Source organism: Candidatus Nitrospira allomarina (genome assembly GCF_032050975.1).
Lineage (GTDB): Bacteria > Nitrospirota > Nitrospiria > Nitrospirales > UBA8639 > Nitrospira_E > Nitrospira_E allomarina.
Genome location: NZ_CP116967.1, coordinates 2,629,001 through 2,644,560, shown reverse-complemented (window position 1 = coordinate 2,644,560; position 15,560 = coordinate 2,629,001). Strand labels below are relative to the sequence as shown.

General features: G+C 50.5%; 16 protein-coding genes and 1 pseudogene. 10 read left to right on the top strand and 7 right to left on the bottom strand.

Annotation, left to right across the window (positions count from 1 at the left end; translation table 11 throughout):
* Positions 1-20: 20 nt before the first annotated feature.
* Positions 21-893, top strand: coding sequence for a M48 family metallopeptidase (locus tag PP769_RS11725; RefSeq protein ID WP_312640248.1), 873 nt, complete (start codon positions 21-23; stop codon positions 891-893).
* A gap of 40 nt (positions 894-933) precedes the next feature.
* On the opposite strand, the gene PP769_RS11720 is transcribed toward PP769_RS11725, so the two are convergent.
* Positions 934-1,284, bottom strand: a complete 351-nt coding sequence (locus tag PP769_RS11720) for a cupin domain-containing protein (protein WP_312640247.1) — start codon at positions 1,282-1,284, stop codon at positions 934-936.
* A gap of 155 nt (positions 1,285-1,439) precedes the next feature.
* Between PP769_RS11720 and hpnR the strand changes: the two genes are divergently transcribed.
* The gene (hpnR, locus tag PP769_RS11715; RefSeq protein ID WP_312640246.1) at positions 1,440-2,984 is read left to right on the top strand and encodes a hopanoid C-3 methylase HpnR; all 1,545 of its coding nucleotides are present in this window, start codon (positions 1,440-1,442) and stop codon (positions 2,982-2,984) included.
* A 118-nt stretch (positions 2,985-3,102) separates the two neighbouring features.
* On the opposite strand, the gene PP769_RS11710 is transcribed toward hpnR, so the two are convergent.
* On the bottom strand, positions 3,103-3,462 hold the full coding sequence (locus PP769_RS11710; RefSeq protein WP_312640245.1) for a PRC-barrel domain-containing protein: 360 nt from the start codon (positions 3,460-3,462) through the stop codon (positions 3,103-3,105).
* Positions 3,463-3,674: 212 nt separating this feature from the next.
* On the opposite strand from PP769_RS11710, the gene PP769_RS11705 reads away from it, so the two are divergent.
* Together PP769_RS11705 and PP769_RS11700 are read left to right on the top strand one after the other, a co-directional pair.
* Positions 3,675-5,105, top strand: coding sequence for a hypothetical protein (locus tag PP769_RS11705; protein WP_312640244.1), 1,431 nt, complete (start codon positions 3,675-3,677; stop codon positions 5,103-5,105).
* A 99-nt stretch (positions 5,106-5,204) separates the two neighbouring features.
* Complete coding sequence (locus PP769_RS11700) at positions 5,205-5,552, top strand: hypothetical protein (RefSeq protein WP_312640243.1); 348 nt, start codon at positions 5,205-5,207, stop codon at positions 5,550-5,552.
* A 458-nt stretch (positions 5,553-6,010) separates the two neighbouring features.
* Here PP769_RS11700 and PP769_RS11695 read toward each other — a convergent pair whose 3' ends face one another.
* From PP769_RS11695 to PP769_RS11680, 4 genes are read right to left on the bottom strand one after another with little or no spacing between them, the layout of a single operon-like run.
* Positions 6,011-6,586 carry a YeeE/YedE thiosulfate transporter family protein gene (locus tag PP769_RS11695; RefSeq protein ID WP_312640242.1) on the bottom strand — a complete coding sequence of 192 codons (576 nt, stop codon included), beginning with the start codon at positions 6,584-6,586 and terminating at the stop codon, positions 6,011-6,013.
* Positions 6,579-7,115, bottom strand: a complete 537-nt coding sequence (locus PP769_RS11690) for a YeeE/YedE thiosulfate transporter family protein (RefSeq protein ID WP_312640241.1) — start codon at positions 7,113-7,115, stop codon at positions 6,579-6,581. The genes PP769_RS11695 and PP769_RS11690 overlap by 8 nt, the downstream gene beginning before the upstream one ends.
* 40 nt (positions 7,116-7,155) lie before the next feature.
* A complete protein-coding gene (locus PP769_RS11685) occupies positions 7,156-8,550 on the bottom strand; it encodes an MBL fold metallo-hydrolase (RefSeq protein ID WP_312640240.1) in 1,395 nt (464 codons plus the stop codon).
* Positions 8,551-8,592: 42 nt separating this feature from the next.
* Positions 8,593-9,078 carry a hypothetical protein gene (locus PP769_RS11680; protein WP_376753443.1) on the bottom strand — a complete coding sequence of 162 codons (486 nt, stop codon included), beginning with the start codon at positions 9,076-9,078 and terminating at the stop codon, positions 8,593-8,595.
* 42 nt (positions 9,079-9,120) lie between these two features.
* On the opposite strand from PP769_RS11680, the pseudogene PP769_RS19775 reads away from it, so the two are divergent.
* The 5 genes and pseudogenes from PP769_RS19775 to PP769_RS11660 form a co-directional block, all read left to right on the top strand.
* Positions 9,121-9,531, top strand: a pseudogene (locus tag PP769_RS19775) (halocarboxylic acid dehydrogenase DehI family protein); the annotation flags it as partial.
* Between the two features lie 103 nt (positions 9,532-9,634).
* A complete protein-coding gene (locus tag PP769_RS11675; RefSeq protein ID WP_312640238.1) occupies positions 9,635-10,228 on the top strand; it encodes a hypothetical protein in 594 nt (197 codons plus the stop codon).
* Positions 10,225-11,079: an alpha/beta fold hydrolase gene (locus PP769_RS11670; RefSeq protein WP_312640237.1), complete on the top strand. Its 855-nt coding sequence runs from the start codon at positions 10,225-10,227 to the stop codon at positions 11,077-11,079. Before PP769_RS11675 ends, PP769_RS11670 begins: the two co-directional genes overlap by 4 nt.
* Before the next feature lie 61 nt (positions 11,080-11,140).
* A complete protein-coding gene (locus PP769_RS11665; RefSeq protein ID WP_312640236.1) occupies positions 11,141-13,522 on the top strand; it encodes a glycoside hydrolase family 65 protein in 2,382 nt (793 codons plus the stop codon).
* Positions 13,519-14,463 carry a ribokinase gene (locus PP769_RS11660; RefSeq protein ID WP_312640235.1) on the top strand — a complete coding sequence of 315 codons (945 nt, stop codon included), beginning with the start codon at positions 13,519-13,521 and terminating at the stop codon, positions 14,461-14,463. The genes PP769_RS11665 and PP769_RS11660 overlap by 4 nt, the downstream gene beginning before the upstream one ends.
* Positions 14,464-14,510: 47 nt before the next feature.
* Here PP769_RS11660 and PP769_RS11655 read toward each other — a convergent pair whose 3' ends face one another.
* Positions 14,511-14,885: a hypothetical protein gene (locus tag PP769_RS11655; RefSeq protein WP_312640234.1), complete on the bottom strand. Its 375-nt coding sequence runs from the start codon at positions 14,883-14,885 to the stop codon at positions 14,511-14,513.
* 220 nt (positions 14,886-15,105) lie between these two features.
* Here PP769_RS11655 and PP769_RS11650 point away from each other — a divergent pair, with 220 nt between their 5' ends.
* A complete protein-coding gene (locus tag PP769_RS11650) occupies positions 15,106-15,390 on the top strand; it encodes a hypothetical protein (RefSeq protein ID WP_312640233.1) in 285 nt (94 codons plus the stop codon).
* Positions 15,391-15,560 lie beyond the last annotated feature (170 nt).

The window sequence follows — 15,560 nt, the reverse complement described above, 5'->3', positions numbered from 1 at the left end:
CGAAAAAAGTGAGAACATCCATGCATAACCAAGTTAGGAATACTCGTCTTCAGCAGGTTAAACATTTCTGTATTGTGTGTATTTTGATAGGCATGGCGGTAGGGTGCGAAACCGTTCCGTATACCGATCGCTCCCAACTTGTCGTGGTTCCGCAATCCCAGGCCACAGAGATGGGAGAACAGGCCTTTCAACAAATTCTATCCGATCCGAAGGTTCAGCTCTCTCAATCTCCTGAGGAACAAGAAGCGGTTCAACGTGTGGCGGAAAGGATCATCCAAGCGGCAAAAGAATCCAAATTTGCGGAAGACGCCAAGGCCTTTAAATGGGAGGTCACCGTGATCAAAGATGACCAGACCAAGAATGCTTTTGCCCTCCCGGGCGGGAAGATTGCCGTCTATACGGGAATCTTCCCCGTAGCGAAAACCGATGCCGGACTGGCGGCCATTCTTGGACACGAGGTCGTCCATGCCCTCGCGCGGCATGGTTCGGAGCGTATGAGTCAGGAGGTGCTTGCTCAAGCCGGGCTCTCTGCTGCTGCGGTGGGTCTGGGCGCAAGTGGTGCGGGCCCTCTTGTGGGGCAGGCCACGATGGCCGCCTTAGGTTTGGGAACAAAAGTCGGCATCCTCCTCCCCTACAGTCGAACGCACGAATCCGAAGCCGACTCTATTGGGCTGATTCTGGCCGCCCGAGCTGGATATGATCCTCAAGAAGCGGTTCGGGTGTGGCAACGAATGCAACAAGGAAGTGAGGGAGCCCCCTCTGAATTTCTTTCCACCCATCCAAGCCATGAGACGCGAATTACACGTCTTCAGGAACAAATGCCTGAGGCCTTAAAAATTTTCCAGAAGGTGGAACATGCTCCCGAACACCAGCTTCCCGGTGTCAATCAGTAATAGCTCACGCTCGTTTCCTGGCGCAGGGACAGCCGACCCATCAAGAGGGGGGGATTTCATCGCGACCATGCACATGGGCTGGAGGGTGGGTCGCTTCAACGGCGGTAAATGTTTCAAGAATGGTATAGCTGTGACTCGCGCCTTTGGGGACCACCCAACAATCTCCCGCATTCAGCAAAATTGTTTGACCTTCCAGCTGCAGCTCAGCACGACCGTGGATCACATATCCGATAGTCTCGTAATCCCTGGATGAAGATTCCTGTGTTTGCCCAACAGGCAATTGTTCCCATAGTCGCATGGCTAATCCAACGCCGGTGGCTAAATATTTCTGCCCCATTGAACCCTTGGGAGAATGATCTGATTGGACTTTTTTAATACTCGTATCGACCATAGGTTCCCACGCCTCCTGTGTGTAGATGGTTGTCTGGAGAGACCATAACTGATTGCACCAATGGCAGACACTCACCAAAACCCTGGCTGAAATCAGCAACCCATGCAAAAAGAATCGAAATCGTGGTCACAGAGTAAATGTGAAGGAGGGTTATCTTGAAAATTCTCGCCGTTCATCCCGGTCCGTTGATGTATACCAAAATTTTTCTGCGTTTGGAGCCCTTGGGATTGGAACTGGTCGCGGGAGCAGCCAGACAGGCCGGTCATGACGTGCGGCTCATCGATTTGCAGGTGGAAACACACCGGGATTTTTTCAGAATATTGAAAGAATGGTGCCCCGATGTCGTGGCGCTCTCTTGTAATTATTTGCCGAATGTTCCCGAGATCATCGATCTCGCCAAAATGACCAAGGCCTCGTTTGCCAATATTGTTATCGTGGCCGGGGGACACAGCCTGTCCTTTGTCGCCAGAGAGGTTCTGGAGCATGCAGACGGAGCTATCGATGCCATTGTCAAAGGGGAAGGCGAACCGGTAATCGGGCCACTGCTTAATGCAATTCAACATGACCGCTCCAATGTTCACCGGCTTCCCGGTGTGGTCACACGAGAAGCCGAGGGACCCCCTCCTGAATTCGTCAAGTCTCTGGATGAGGTGAGGCCGGCCAGGCATTTACTTCGTCACCGGAGCCAATATTTTCTTGGTGTATTGGACCCATGCGCATCCATTGAATTAACTCGCGGATGCCCCTGGGATTGTTCATTTTGTAGTGCCTGGACATTTTATGGCCGAAGTTATCGTCCAATTAGTCCTGAGGTGGTCGTGGAAGATCTGGCGGGCATTCGTGAACCTGGAGTGTTTTTGGTGGATGATGTGGCCTTCATTCAGGCAGAGCATGGCATGGCCATTGGTGAAGCAATAGCCCGCCGGGGTATTAAAAAGTCCTATTATCTGGAAACCCGTGGGGATGTCCTGTTGAGAAATAAAGAAGTCTTCCGCCTGTGGAAAGAACTGGGAATGAAATATATGTTTATAGGGCTGGAGGCCATAGATCAGGATGGATTGATCCAACATCGAAAACGCATCTCACTTGGCAAAAATTTTGAAGCCCTGGAATTTGCCCGCTCTCTGGGTATCACCGTGGCCATTAACATCATTGCCGATCCCACCTGGGATAAGGATCGATTTAAAACCGTACGTCAATGGTGTTTGGAGGTCCCGGAGGTTGTCAATATAAGTGTCAACACACCCTATCCCGGGACGGAGACGTGGCACCAGGAATCTCGAAGAGTTCAGACGCGGGATTACCGGCTTTACGACATCCAACATGCGGTGCTCCCTACCCGCTTGCCATTGCCGGAATTTTATGAAGAGCTGGTTAAAACCCAACGAATTCTCAACCACAAACATCTCGGCTGGAGTGCCCTAAAAGGCACCATGCGGATTGCAGCCGGCCACCTCCTTCGCGGGCAGACCAATTTTGTGAAAATGTTGTGGAAATTTAACAGTGTCTACAATCCCCAATTGCAAATCTCGGATCATCAACGGCCTGTTGCCTATGAGTTGTCTATTCCTTCTTCCAGCCAACCGTCTCAGGGCCACCCCCTGATATTTATCCATAAAGGAAAAGGCCGCGCAGGACGGGCTCTAGATCACACAACGGAAGAATTTGTCAATTCCACCCGGAATGGGGTCAGTCAATAGGTTTTCAAACGGGGAAGAGTCGCGTTGTGAAGAGGAGTGGAGTACCGCAGCAAGAACCCGCCGGGATGGCGGGTTCTTGCAGGACAGCCTTCCATCACTTCCAGATTGTGTTCAGGGATTAATCCCAATAAGGGTCATAACCATAATAGGCATGGATACTTTTTCCCCAGGTGACATCCGCCATATCAGGCCAGTTATCTTTGTCAAAACCGGGAGCCTGTTCCAACTTTTCCTTTGCCACATTTAATAACAACACTTCCTCCTCTTGTACGACCTGAAATGCCTCCCAGGGAATCGCAAAAAGTTTATCTCCCATTCCTAAAAATCCGCCGAACGATAACACCGCATAGGCAATGCGTCCGCCTGAGAGGTCGATCATAAGATCTTTAATCTCTCCCAGGTCTTCTCTTCCCATATTCTGGACCGTGGTACCGACAATAGAACTTGATGAAAGAACCTGACGAATTTTAGTGGTCATAACACCCTCCTTGTGGACCGGCATGGATAATAAAAGAAACAATCTGACGGGATATTACATGTTCTTTCTACATGACCAAACTGGGACAAACCCTTGTAAAAGAGGATTCCCAAACCAGGGTTTTCTCCAGTTGTACGGGTGCATAAATCAATTATCCTGAGGAAAGTAATCACTGTACAAATTTTTAACTTTGTAAAAGGAGGTGCCACATTATGTTCACGCGGAACAACATGGCCAGATCAGTCATTCTTGCCGGCATTCCATTGCTGACATTACCGTTATTGGCCGAAGCCGGCATGTCACGCGATCGATCGGATCGGTCGGAATCGGGCCGGACAAATGCCATGGAACAAATCATCCAGGGAGAAATTTCAAAGAAGAACGGCGACCAAATCACCCTTCGCGCCAGTAATGGAGAACGCATTACATTTCGCATTACTGGCGAAACCAACCGATTGTGTCCACAAGGGAAGACATCCAAGATGAGTCAAGAATCCTCAAGTCAGGATTCATCAAGCACGGAACAAACTTCAAGTAGCAGTCTGTTCGGAAGTGCAAGCGGGCAGGGCTCAAGTCAGACTTCATCGGGGTCGCAGGAAAGTTCTTCCAAGGCCGGATTTACATTTGGCGAGTGTAATTTTGAAAAGGGAGAATTGGTCAAGGCGAAAATCGATGAAGATGGGAAGGCCACCTTTGTCCGATCGATGGGCCAAAACGACGAAAATTATTTTAATGCCGGAAGAATGGGAGATGACTATTTTGTCCTCCCGGCCGGTCAATTAGGCGGCCTGGATATTTCCGACAAGGATGCCAATTATTCGGTTAAATCCTCTGATGGCCAGGAAATCGGAAGTGTGTATCGAGTGATGACGAACAATAATGGAGATCTGACCTATGCCATCGTGAGAAAAGCAGATGGACAATTAATTTCGGTTCCATGGCAGGCCCTGGAAGGATCCGGCAATAAGTCCTTTAAGCTGAAAGTGACTCAGAATCAAATCGGCAATCTTCCTATTCTGGAAGAGGGGGAAAATGCCGGGGCACACGTCCAAAAACATTGGGATTTAACCGAAGAGCAACGAAAGAATTTAGCAAAATGGAATGAAAATCTTGATCAATTCTATTCCGATCGCGATCGGTATTATGAGGATACGCCCACATTTGAAGGGAATCGGAAAGGCTATGACCGATACGATTCCGATCGGTCGCGGATGAGCCGCTCCGGAGATGACCGACAACGGCAGTACCAGGATCAAAATGCGGAGGATTTTCGAACAAGAAGAGACAGTTTCAGCCCGACCGAGTTCCCTCCTCATGATCGTGCCTTTCAGTATGAAGGGGCTGATCAGCAAAATTCCTATAACCGAAGCAACCGGGATCGTGGGAACTATCGGAACCAGTCCCGGTCAAACACACGGGACTACGATGAGGGGGAAGACCGGAATCGCGGAAATCAGCGGTCCATGTATTCTCAAAGTCGTGAACGGAATTACCAGGATTCCAAAGATCGGTCGGCTGACCGGTACAATACCACCACCTCAAGAAGGCAGTATGATCCTCAGAGGCAGGGGGCCGATCAGTATCAATCCCGGCGTTCCAGCGGGAAGGATTATGATTATCGACCTGATGGATATCGACCATAAGGAACGCGTCAACCCCTGGGTCTTTGGGGCCCAGGGGTAAATTTCACACCCTTAACTTAGATGTACAAAAATCACAATTAATAAAAATGGAGAATTAAAATGAAAAAACTAATGAAAATGGTTGGACTCTCAGCTTTTCTTGTTCTTACGAGTGTCTCTGTGTATGCAGAACAATCGGAGATGAACCGACAGGGTGACCAATCTAATGATCCGGCTATGCAGGATAATCAAAACATGGGATCTTCAATAGAGTCCAAAAGTCCCTCTAGCCAAAATACCGAACCTTTTGAATCGGAGGAACAAAAGGCTGCACGCCCCGGCGGAGTCGGCGAAGAAGGATCCAGCTTTGGTAGTCCAAGCAGCTTACCACCAGGCGAAACTTCGCCCGGATATACGGGTGAGGATAAAAAGGCAGAAGAAAGGGAAAAACGTCAACAAGGTATGTGATGAGATTAAAATAAGGACAGCTCCATGACAGACAAGAATCACTAGGGGACAGGGAATGCCATCTAGTGAGGGGTAGGGGCCGATCGGACGAAGGGGAGATCGGACGATCGGCCAACACCCATTATTGAAGGGGTCCTTTGTTCCTATCAAGTCTCAATTCCTATATATTTTCTTGTTCACGACTGTCCATCCCGTTCCCGAGACATCCAACTCTCTATGGCCTGCGCCTCCCGGATGTACGATATCCACTTTTTCTTTTACAAGATATCAGCCGGCATCCTTCCCGAGCGTGCAGTAAGACAGATCTCCAAATAAATGTGGCTTACAAACGCTTTTCAATTTTCATCTGCCTCCTAAACTAGCCCACAGGTATACCGCTTCTGCCTCGCCCGACTCCTAGGCCGATGGCAGCCGGCTTCGACTGTCATAGACGTATCTCCTGGAATTCCCGCTTTCGATTAGTGCAACGCGGTCTTTGCAGATTTTTCTTGTATAGTGGGACGAGAATGCGGCAAAGCGACATTGACCCAAACGGTAACCAGCCAAATCAACAAAATCCACCCCCATGCGGGGATACCTGTTGCATCAGGAAGGGTGATGTTTCCCCAATTTCCGTAATCGCGAATAAGAGGTACCAAGAGCGGATACATCCCCACAAAAACCCAGGCGCCCGCCAACATTCCAACCACCCCGACTACCGCGTCTTTTCTCCCCTCTCCACACGCTGCTACACCGGTGCCGGGGCAATACCCGAATATGGCGATACCCACACCGAAAAAAATACCACCCACAATTACTCCTCCCCCCAACAGCGGTTTAATGTGCAGCCCCGTCAGCTCTAAACCCACCAGGCCATAGACGCCGATAGCCCCAACGGCAATAGCGGTCAACATAATTTTCAAGACAGTCCAGTCTTTCAAAAGCAATTGTCCGAGAATGACCTGATATTTGGCCGCTCGACCCTTCTGAAGCAGGAAGCCGAATATCATGCCCGTGATCAGCCCCAGGAGCAACCGACCAGGAGATTCAAACATGATCCCGACCTCTTTTCCCAAAGATCAATAATGCCGTGAGGATGGACACAATGAAGATCACGATCACAAAGAACCAGCTGGAAACAGCTAACTGCAGGGTGCCGCTGATACCATGGCCACTCGTACAGCCTTTGGCCAGACGTGCGCCAAACATCATGCATGCTCCGCCCACAAACGCGCCGATTGCCCGAGTAAGAATGCTTGGACCGAATCGCCACTTCCAAAGATGTGGAACGACCTCGCGTGCACGATCACCTGAAAGATAGGCGCTCAGGCCGGACCCCACGAATACCCCGATCACCAACATCCATTCCCAACCAATGATTGGAGAATGTTCCGGATTCAGAAAATACGCATGATGGGTTGTGATGGTCGGATCAACGGCTTCCATGACAAGAGCCGCCGAATGCTCAAACGGTGTGGTGATCCCAAGAGGATGATCGGCAGTGGCGAAGGCAAACCAACTTAACACCCCAATACCACCACCAACCACATAGGGCGACCAGGCTTTTTGAAAGAGAACATTCATGGGGAATTCTGTGGCGCCTTCTACCGGCCGGAATGGCGGATCAATCCTTGACAATCGGAAGGTTAGCCTCTTTCCAGGCGCTCATTCCTCCCAACACATTCACGATGTTCCGATACCCATGATGTTGAAGGAAGCTTGCCGCAACCGACGAGCGGTATCCGCTTCCACAGATGACCGCGACCTGGAGATTTGTTCCGATTTCCTGAACACGTTGCGGAAGTTCGCTGCCCGTCACAAATCGCGCGTTTTTGATGTGCCCGGCAGCCCACTCCCCCGGCTGGCGAACGTCCAATACCTCCAGGTCCGAATCTGTCTCGAGTTGCGCCTCAAGATCCCACACGGACCACTGCGTTAACTGATGAAGGGGTTTGGCTGCCGTGCGCCATGCGAACATCCCCCCTGACAGCCAACCTGCCGGTGTAGGATATCCGATTCGGAGAAGCTGCCAGCACACTTCCCACAGGTCTGCCGGATGATCTAAAACAAGTAAGACACGGGAATTCTCCGGGATGACCGTACCCGCCCATGTCGCAAACGACGATCCCAGGCCAACGTTCAGCGCACCGGGAATGTGAGTCGTAAACCCTTCCGCTTGGCGGCAATCAATGACAAGGCATCCTTCTTCCTGTTGTCGGGCAAACTGATCCGGGGTGAGTGCAGGCGGTTCGCGCAAGGTTCCAAGAAGTGGGGGGCCTTCAGTATTCATTTTCCGCATCCTGGGCCAATAGGGCGGCACACCGGGAAGATGCTTTAAATCCAGGCAGTGTTTGACGAAATGGTCTTTGTTGTCCAGGTCGGCTAAAAGAGGATTCATCCGGCGTTCGTACCCGATCGTCGTGGACAACCTGCTCCCGATATTCCCCCCACACAGGGAACCACTCACATGCGTGGGATAGACCTCCACAAAGTCCGGAAGCGGAAGAATTTTTTCCTGGAGCATTTTGCACATGACCTCTGCGTGATGAGCCGCTTCTTCCGTTCCACCCAAAAGATCGGGTCTGGCCACATCCCCAACCAACAAGGCTCCCCCGGAAAGGAGCAGAACGGGTTCCTTACCCCGCGAGCGGTCTGTCACCAGAACGCTGATGTGTTCGGGGGTATGTCCCGGGGTATGCAGAATTTGAAAATCTATTTCTCCCATTGTTAACCGCTCTCCATCCGCCATGGGGCGCGCGTCATATCCGAGCTTGGCATGTCGACCCGCTAAGCATTGGAGAGGAATCCGTTCGGCTAATTCACGAATTCCCGTCACATAGTCGTTGTGCTGATGGGTCTCCAGGGCATAGGCAATCGACATCCCCTGTGTGCGGGATTCTTTAAGATAGGGTTCCACGTCCCGCTGGATATCCACCACGAAAGCTTCTCCGGTTTCTTCCGAACCGAGAAGATAGGAGGCGTGCCCCAGACTTTCCACATGAAATTGTTTAATGATCATGAGTTGTGCCTGATGAATGTTCCGAAAATGCTCCTAACGTCTTCAGGAGGAGGAGTTATTTCCGGCCGCCTCAAATGCTCGAGTCACCTGCAGAGCGTCCGCCCCATTGACTTCGGCCTTGAATTCGGCCACATCCCGATAATCTCCCCGCAATGCCTTTAACGCATGACGCTCCTGTTGAATCTCATGTGCGGTCCGTATTCCCATTCGCCGGAACAGGGGAACCGGCGGGCACCAACCCTGTATAGCATGTTGCAGGAGAAAACCGGCTACGGCGGCGGGAAATATGAACCACCGTCGATCAATAAACGCGCCCAGTGTCAGACCCATGAGGGAAAACGAGGCAGCATTGGCTTCCAAAACTCTTTCGATATCCCATTCCATCTCTAGCTCCCTTAACCGTCGATCAATGGCCGAAGGTCCGGCCGAGGCATACAACAGGACGTTATTTTTTGTGCGGTTATAAATTTCCTCATTGATGTCAGCGTCGGTATGTTCCTCAACTCGTGTGGTCGTTGCTGAAGTAATCATATATGGCCTCCATTTTGTTCTGTGGAACGACGCACTCCCATGCCGTGGGCGATCGCTCTGTGTCTTTCCGAAGATACGGAAAGACAAAAGAGTCAACAACTAACAAAAACCCTGGCATCCCTTGAAACTTCAGGGTTTCTGCTAGTAGTCAATTCAGGCCGCGTGGGACACACTTGGGTTATTTGGGGCAGAGAAGATGACCCGCGAACGGAATCAGCCACACACTCCAGATTCTCATTTTCGTGTGTTATGAAAAACCATCCCATACCGGAAGAAGAGGCTGAGAAAGACCTGGACAACATTTTTCATGAGATTAAACAGGTCTTTCGTGTGTCTGGAGTTAATCTCAATTTTCGCACATGGGCCACCTACCCGACCTTTTTCCCTGTCTTATGGGAGTCAATTCGACCGGTCGCTGAAACCCGTCTATTTGAGGAATCATCCGATCAACTCCGGTCGTTAGCTGCTCGCCTTGCTGAGAAACTTCCCCGGTTAGATGCGGCCACGTCCGTCGGGTTGGGGGATAGTCAGATTTTTCAGATACAAGCGGCGCTTGACCTCTATCATTTATATCAATCCCAAGCTCCTGGTCAGCACGGCCATGGTGGAGGACGCCTGCCAACACCCGACCATATCCGCCTTCCAGTCCCAACGACAGGATCACGAGCTTATTCCGCGAGGCATTCCCCTTCACATGTATCCCATGGAAATGATCGACGAAACCCCCGACGATGTCACTCTCCGGAGAACCTTTCGGGATATCCAACGCACATTGGGTTTACCCGGAATAAACAGCGATTATCGAACGCTGGCATTGTGGCCGGAATATTTATATTCCGTATGGAATCGGTTAAAGCCTGTGATCAACCACCCCCTTTACCTGGAAGCCGCGCTGGCTTTACGGGAAGCGGCTCAACAGATGGCGAGCCAGGTACTTCCTCGACTGACGCTGTCTGAGGATCAGTTGAGGATTCTCGGAAGGAAACGAACACAGTTCATTGAAACGACCGCTCACTTTACCCAACTTTTACCTCCCCTGATTGTCAATATCGTGTTGATATCCATGGACTGGCGATCTCGTCAGGATTTGGAAAGATCCCCCTTTCCCATTGAATTCTCCTCACCGGTCCTGGAGCCATCAACATGACCTGGCGCGAATTTCAACGGCTACAAATGGTCAGCCGGGTCAATAACCGTTTTGTCAGTTATGTGGAGGCGGGAGATGGTCCCCCTGCCATTCTCATTCATGGGATTCCGGTCTGGGGTTATCTGTGGCACGGTATCTATTCTGAGTTGGCCCGAACCCGTCGCGTCCTGATTCCCGATTTACTCGGATTTGGTTTTAGTGATAAGGCCGATTGTTTTGACCGTTCCATTGCCTCCCAGGCACACATGATCACCGCCTGGATGACACAATTAGGAATTCGCCGGGCCACGATCATCGGACATGATATCGGAGGCGGAGTGGCTTTGAGGATGGCAACCCTGTTCCCCTCCCGGGTGGAAGCGCTGATCCTCATGAATACTGTCTGTTATGACTCCTGGCCAATTGAATTGATGCTCCAGTTTGGACACCCTGAAGCTCACCGGAAATTATCGGCCTCACTTGCGGTGGGTTTGCTTCGGCAAGCGTTAAAACGCGGATTTGCGTCATCCCTTAACCGGAGAATACTGGAGGGGATGTTGGCCCCCTACACCACCGAGACGGGGAAACTATCCCTCATACGAAATGCTGCTGCGCTGAATACCAATCTCACGACGGAGATTACTCATCTTCTGTCGGGTATCAGAGTTCCCACACTTGTCCTATGGGGGGTGGAAGATCGATTTCAGCCGATCCATTACGGGGAAAGGCTGGCCACCGATATCCACAATTCGAGACTGATTCGCGTGAAAGATGCGAGACACTTCCTCATGTGGGATCAACCGGAAATCGTGACAACGCATCTGCTGGATTTCTTCGACCGTACCGTGCCATCCCGGCACCTCATGGTCTAGACCGGGGCATAGTGAAATCTGAAATTAAGACCACATCGACTCCTCATCCTGCAGGCCGTGTATGAATGAGTGGAAACTGATATTTGACAATTGGGATATCAAAAACCAACAAGCCCGTGAAGCAATCTGCACACTGGGTAACGGGTATTGGGCCACACGAGGAGCGTGTGAAGAAGCCACACAAGACCACGGCCATTATCCCGGAACCTATATAGCCGGCGTCTATGATCGATGCGAAAGAATCATCGCGGGAGAAACGGTCTCTCATGAAACGATCGTAAACTGGCCCAATTGGCTGTACCTGACATATGCCATGGATAATGGCCAATGGTTTTCGATGGACCAGGTTCAGGTACATATCTATCGCCAGGAATTGGACCTGCAACGGGGGGTGCTCAGCCGGTACATACAATTTACGGAACCTAAAGGACGAGAAACCATCCTCCAATCCATCAGGATGGTGCATATGGAGCATCCCCATATTGCAGCCCTACAATGGACCATTATTCCCCTGAACTGGGCTGGTCGATTGCATGTGAGATCGGCCTTGGATTCCATGATCAGCAATGGGAATGTTGAACGGTATCGGGAGATGAACGCCAAACATTTTCGATTGCTCGACTCGGGATTCCATCAGCAGGGATGGCTCTATGCCGTCACGGAAACCCTCCAATCTCACATTCGGCTGGCCCAAGGACTTCGAACGCAAGTCTCAGGCGGCAACCTCCTCCTTCAACGGAATCTTCAAGAAATGGATATGACCATCGAAGAATTTGTTCTTGATATTCAAGAGCAAACTCCCCTACAGGTTGACAAAACCGTCGCACTGTACCATTCACGCGACCGTGGCATTTCCGAGCCGCTTGAGGCCGTGCATCACAGCCTGGCTTCAGCCGGATCGTTCGAACAGTTGCTTCGCTCCCATCAAAAAGCATGGGAGCGGATCTGGGATATGACCGACATCCGGATTCAAAACCGTCCGGAGGATCAATTGATGCTCCGTCTCCACCTCTTTCATCTCCTGCAAACGGCTTCTCCCCATCTGACAGACCTCGATGCGAGCCTTCCGGCAAGAGGGTTAACCGGCGAAATGTATCAAGGCCACATATTCTGGGATGATGTATTTGCCTTACCGTTTCTGATTATGCGAGTGCCCCGGGTTGCCCGCGCCATGCTCCTGTATCGGTCACGACGTCAACAGCAAGCCGGAGCTCAGGCACAGCAGCATGGGCTTCAGGGCATCCGGTTTCCCTGGAGAAGTGGCAGTGACGGCTCCGAGCAAACTCCCCGATTTCAATGGAACCCCTATTCCCACCATTGGATTGAGGACCATACCCATCTGCAATGCCATCAGAATGCCGCCATTGTCTATCAAATATGGAAATACTATCAGGCAACAGCTGACCTGGAATTTCTTCAGTCCCACGGCGGACTGCTCACACTTCAAATCGCCCGATTCTGGTCCAGTCTGGCAACACTCGATGCCATGAGCGGGCAATATCATATTCGCGGGGTCATGGGACCCGATGAATTTCATACCGGATATCCGGATAGCCCCACGCCCGGACTTCAAGACAATGCGTATACCAATGTCATGGCTGTTTGGACCCTGCAATGCGCCCGACAGGTTCTTCAGATTCTCCCCGACTATTCGCGCCAACAACTGATGGAAATTCTTTCAATTGATCACACGGACCTGGAACATTGGGAGAACATCACCCGCCAGATGTTCGTCCCTTATCATGAGGACGATCTCATCAGCCAATTCGCGGGTTATGAAAAACTTCACGAATTGGATGTGAACGCGTATCAAGCCCGGTACAAAGATATCCGGCGAATCGATCAAATTCTCGAAGCCGAAGGAGATGCGGTTAATCGGTACAAGATTTCCAAACAGCCTGATGTCCTCATGTTGTGCTATCTCCTGACCGTGACCGAACTCGAATCAATCTTTTCGAATTTGGGATATCCGTTTTCTCTCAAACTGCTGCAAAAGAATATCGCTTATTATCAACAACGCACCACGCATGGTTCGACGCTCAGTCGCGTCGTGTTTGGCTGGATTCACGCGCGTTCCGACAGAAGCGGCTCATGGAATTGTCTGGCTGAGGCCTTGGGACAGGATGTTCATGACATCCAGGGAGGATCGACGGGCGAAGGCATCCATTTAGGAGCCATGGCAGGAACCATTGATCTCATGCAACGTTGCTATGGTGGAATTGATTGTGAAAATAATGTGTTAACGGTGAACCCTCGTCTTCCGGAAACCCTTGAGGGGTTAGCGATGAAGGTTCAGTTTCGACAACATCACATCAAGGTGCAAATTTCCCCAAAAAGCCTGCGTCTTGACGTATCTGCAGGACCGAGCTTTCCTCTCGTCATCAACGTTCGTGGAACACGCCATGTTTTTGGAACACCGACACAACAGGATTTTCCTTTATGAGCGCTCGAATCATATCCCTGGGAAGCGTGAATGTAGATATCCAACTTCGTGCGGATCGCTGGCCGGAAGCGGGGGAAACACTATTGGGTCAGGATTTTCTTATGGCTGGTGGAGGAAAGGCCGCCAATGTGGCCTGGCTAGCCCGCAATCTGGGCATCGAGGCTCAATTGATTGCTCGTATTGGATCTGATTCCCTTCAGGAAATCGCCCTTCACCCCTTACGGACACTTGGGGTCGATTTATCCACTATCCGAAGTATTAAAAATGAATCCACAGGAGTGTCAGTCATCATGGTTCAACCAAACGGCCGAAAAGGGATAATCATGGCACCGAATGCCAATGCCGTCTGGTCCGAAGAGGATGAAGAGTTTGTCAAAAACGCCATACACACGGCTCCAACCGGATCCGTATTGTCTGTGGATTTGGAAGTCCCCCTGCCCATTGTCAAGCAGGCAGTTCGACAAGCTGAGGAATGTGGAATGGTCATTGTCCTGGATCCTTCACCGTCTGAGAGATTGGATGAGGAATTATTGAAATCCGGCTGCTATTTGACTCCCAACCAATCAGAGGCTCAGCGATTGACAAAAATCCCAATTGAAAATCATGACCACGCGTTGGAAGCGGCTTCGAGAATTAGACAACACGGAAATAAAGGAGTTTGTGTCAAATTGGGAACAGGGGGATGCGCAATTGCCACGGCGGATGACCAGTTTGTCATATCCGCTCCGGAGGTCCACGCGGTGGACACCACCGGAGCGGGTGATGCGTTTGCGGGAGCTTTCAGTGTGGCGATGTTGGAACATCAACCACCAGAGCAAGCCGCCGTATATGCGGTTGCCGCCTCAACCCACGCTGTCACCGGTTATGGCTCCCAATCTTCCTATCCCACCCGACGCCAAATTGAATCTTTATTGCAGAGGGTGGTCCTGAAAAAAATATAAAACAGACCCAATGGAGAATTCTTCCTCTGCTAATGAGGAATCTGCCGTTATTTCTCCTCGGGAGCGTTTTTCTCCAATGCCTCCGGGGTCAGCCGTTCCAATTTTTCTTCGGACATGGGCTCTCCGGTGGTCGGATCCACCACCATCTCCGAATCCAACACAGGTGGAGTCACCACCGCATCAGGATTTGGTGGAATTGCCGGCTTCACAACCATCTCCGAATCATTCGGTGGAATGATCGGCTGTGTGTCCTGAGGTCCATTATTCAATCCCGGTGAATTTTGCTCAACTGTTTTAACTGAAAGTGACGGCATTGGAACACCTGACCCTGACATCCCCTGGGGAAGATGAGAGGCACTCATCAGAAGAATCACAATAATTCCCAAAACCACCGGCCACATATCCATTTTTGGTTGGTTCATGGTTTTCACCTCTTTTCTTAATTTGATTCCATACTCCCTCCAGACATTATCGTCCGAAAAAAAAACAAAAGCATCTAACAAGAACCCTGGGAAAAAGGATTTATTTACAGTCCGGTCGAATTTTTAAGGGAAGATAGCATCCGATGCAAGGGTTTTGTTCAGTCCCATTTCTTTTTCGATCCTCTACAATCTGAATAGAAGAAAATGGGAGGGGGGCCTTATGAACATTCAGAATCTCACTTTTAGGAAAACATTTATGAACTCACTCAAGACCACCAAAGAATTAGTCGGACTGGCGTTAACCCTTAGCCTGGCAGGAGGCACAATAGTGATGCTTCTTTCTATTTTTGGCACGACTGGTCCAGTGGAAACGGTAACGGTTCATGATTTGTTGAGGGATCAGAACCCCGGACAAATTTCCTATATATCATTTCCCATTACTGAACACTTTCAAAACCAAATAGATTCACGTGGAAAATCTATACCTTTTTCAAGAGAAAGATAAGCTAAGAATCGCTGCGGGAAGGCTTGAACAGGTAAACCCTCGTGAGTCGCGTGCGTAAGTCTATTAGGAAGCTGAGGCTGAAGACGGGGCGGGAGGAGAGAATAATAATCATCTGAAAACGCAGTGGATGAACTTAATCCAAACGTAAGAATTATTTCTCATAACCAAAG

Coding starts and splice junctions, on each gene's coding strand:
- PP769_RS11695 (WP_312640242.1), bottom strand. CDS start 6,586: ATGTTTGAATCTCCTGGTCGGTTGCTCCTGGGGCTGATCACGGGCATG.
- PP769_RS11670 (WP_312640237.1), top strand. CDS start 10,225: ATGACCTGGCGCGAATTTCAACGGCTACAAATGGTCAGCCGGGTCAAT.
- PP769_RS11655 (WP_312640234.1), bottom strand. CDS start 14,885: ATGAACCAACCAAAAATGGATATGTGGCCGGTGGTTTTGGGAATTATT.
- PP769_RS11665 (WP_312640236.1), top strand. CDS start 11,141: ATGAATGAGTGGAAACTGATATTTGACAATTGGGATATCAAAAACCAA.
- PP769_RS11705 (WP_312640244.1), top strand. CDS start 3,675: ATGTTCACGCGGAACAACATGGCCAGATCAGTCATTCTTGCCGGCATT.
- PP769_RS11700 (WP_312640243.1), top strand. CDS start 5,205: ATGAAAAAACTAATGAAAATGGTTGGACTCTCAGCTTTTCTTGTTCTT.
- PP769_RS11725 (WP_312640248.1), top strand. CDS start 21: ATGCATAACCAAGTTAGGAATACTCGTCTTCAGCAGGTTAAACATTTC.
- PP769_RS11650 (WP_312640233.1), top strand. CDS start 15,106: ATGAACATTCAGAATCTCACTTTTAGGAAAACATTTATGAACTCACTC.
- PP769_RS11720 (WP_312640247.1), bottom strand. CDS start 1,284: ATGGTCGATACGAGTATTAAAAAAGTCCAATCAGATCATTCTCCCAAG.
- PP769_RS11690 (WP_312640241.1), bottom strand. CDS start 7,115: ATGAATGTTCTCTTTCAAAAAGCCTGGTCGCCCTATGTGGTTGGTGGT.
- PP769_RS11710 (WP_312640245.1), bottom strand. CDS start 3,462: ATGACCACTAAAATTCGTCAGGTTCTTTCATCAAGTTCTATTGTCGGT.
- PP769_RS11660 (WP_312640235.1), top strand. CDS start 13,519: ATGAGCGCTCGAATCATATCCCTGGGAAGCGTGAATGTAGATATCCAA.
- PP769_RS11685 (WP_312640240.1), bottom strand. CDS start 8,550: ATGATCATTAAACAATTTCATGTGGAAAGTCTGGGGCACGCCTCCTAT.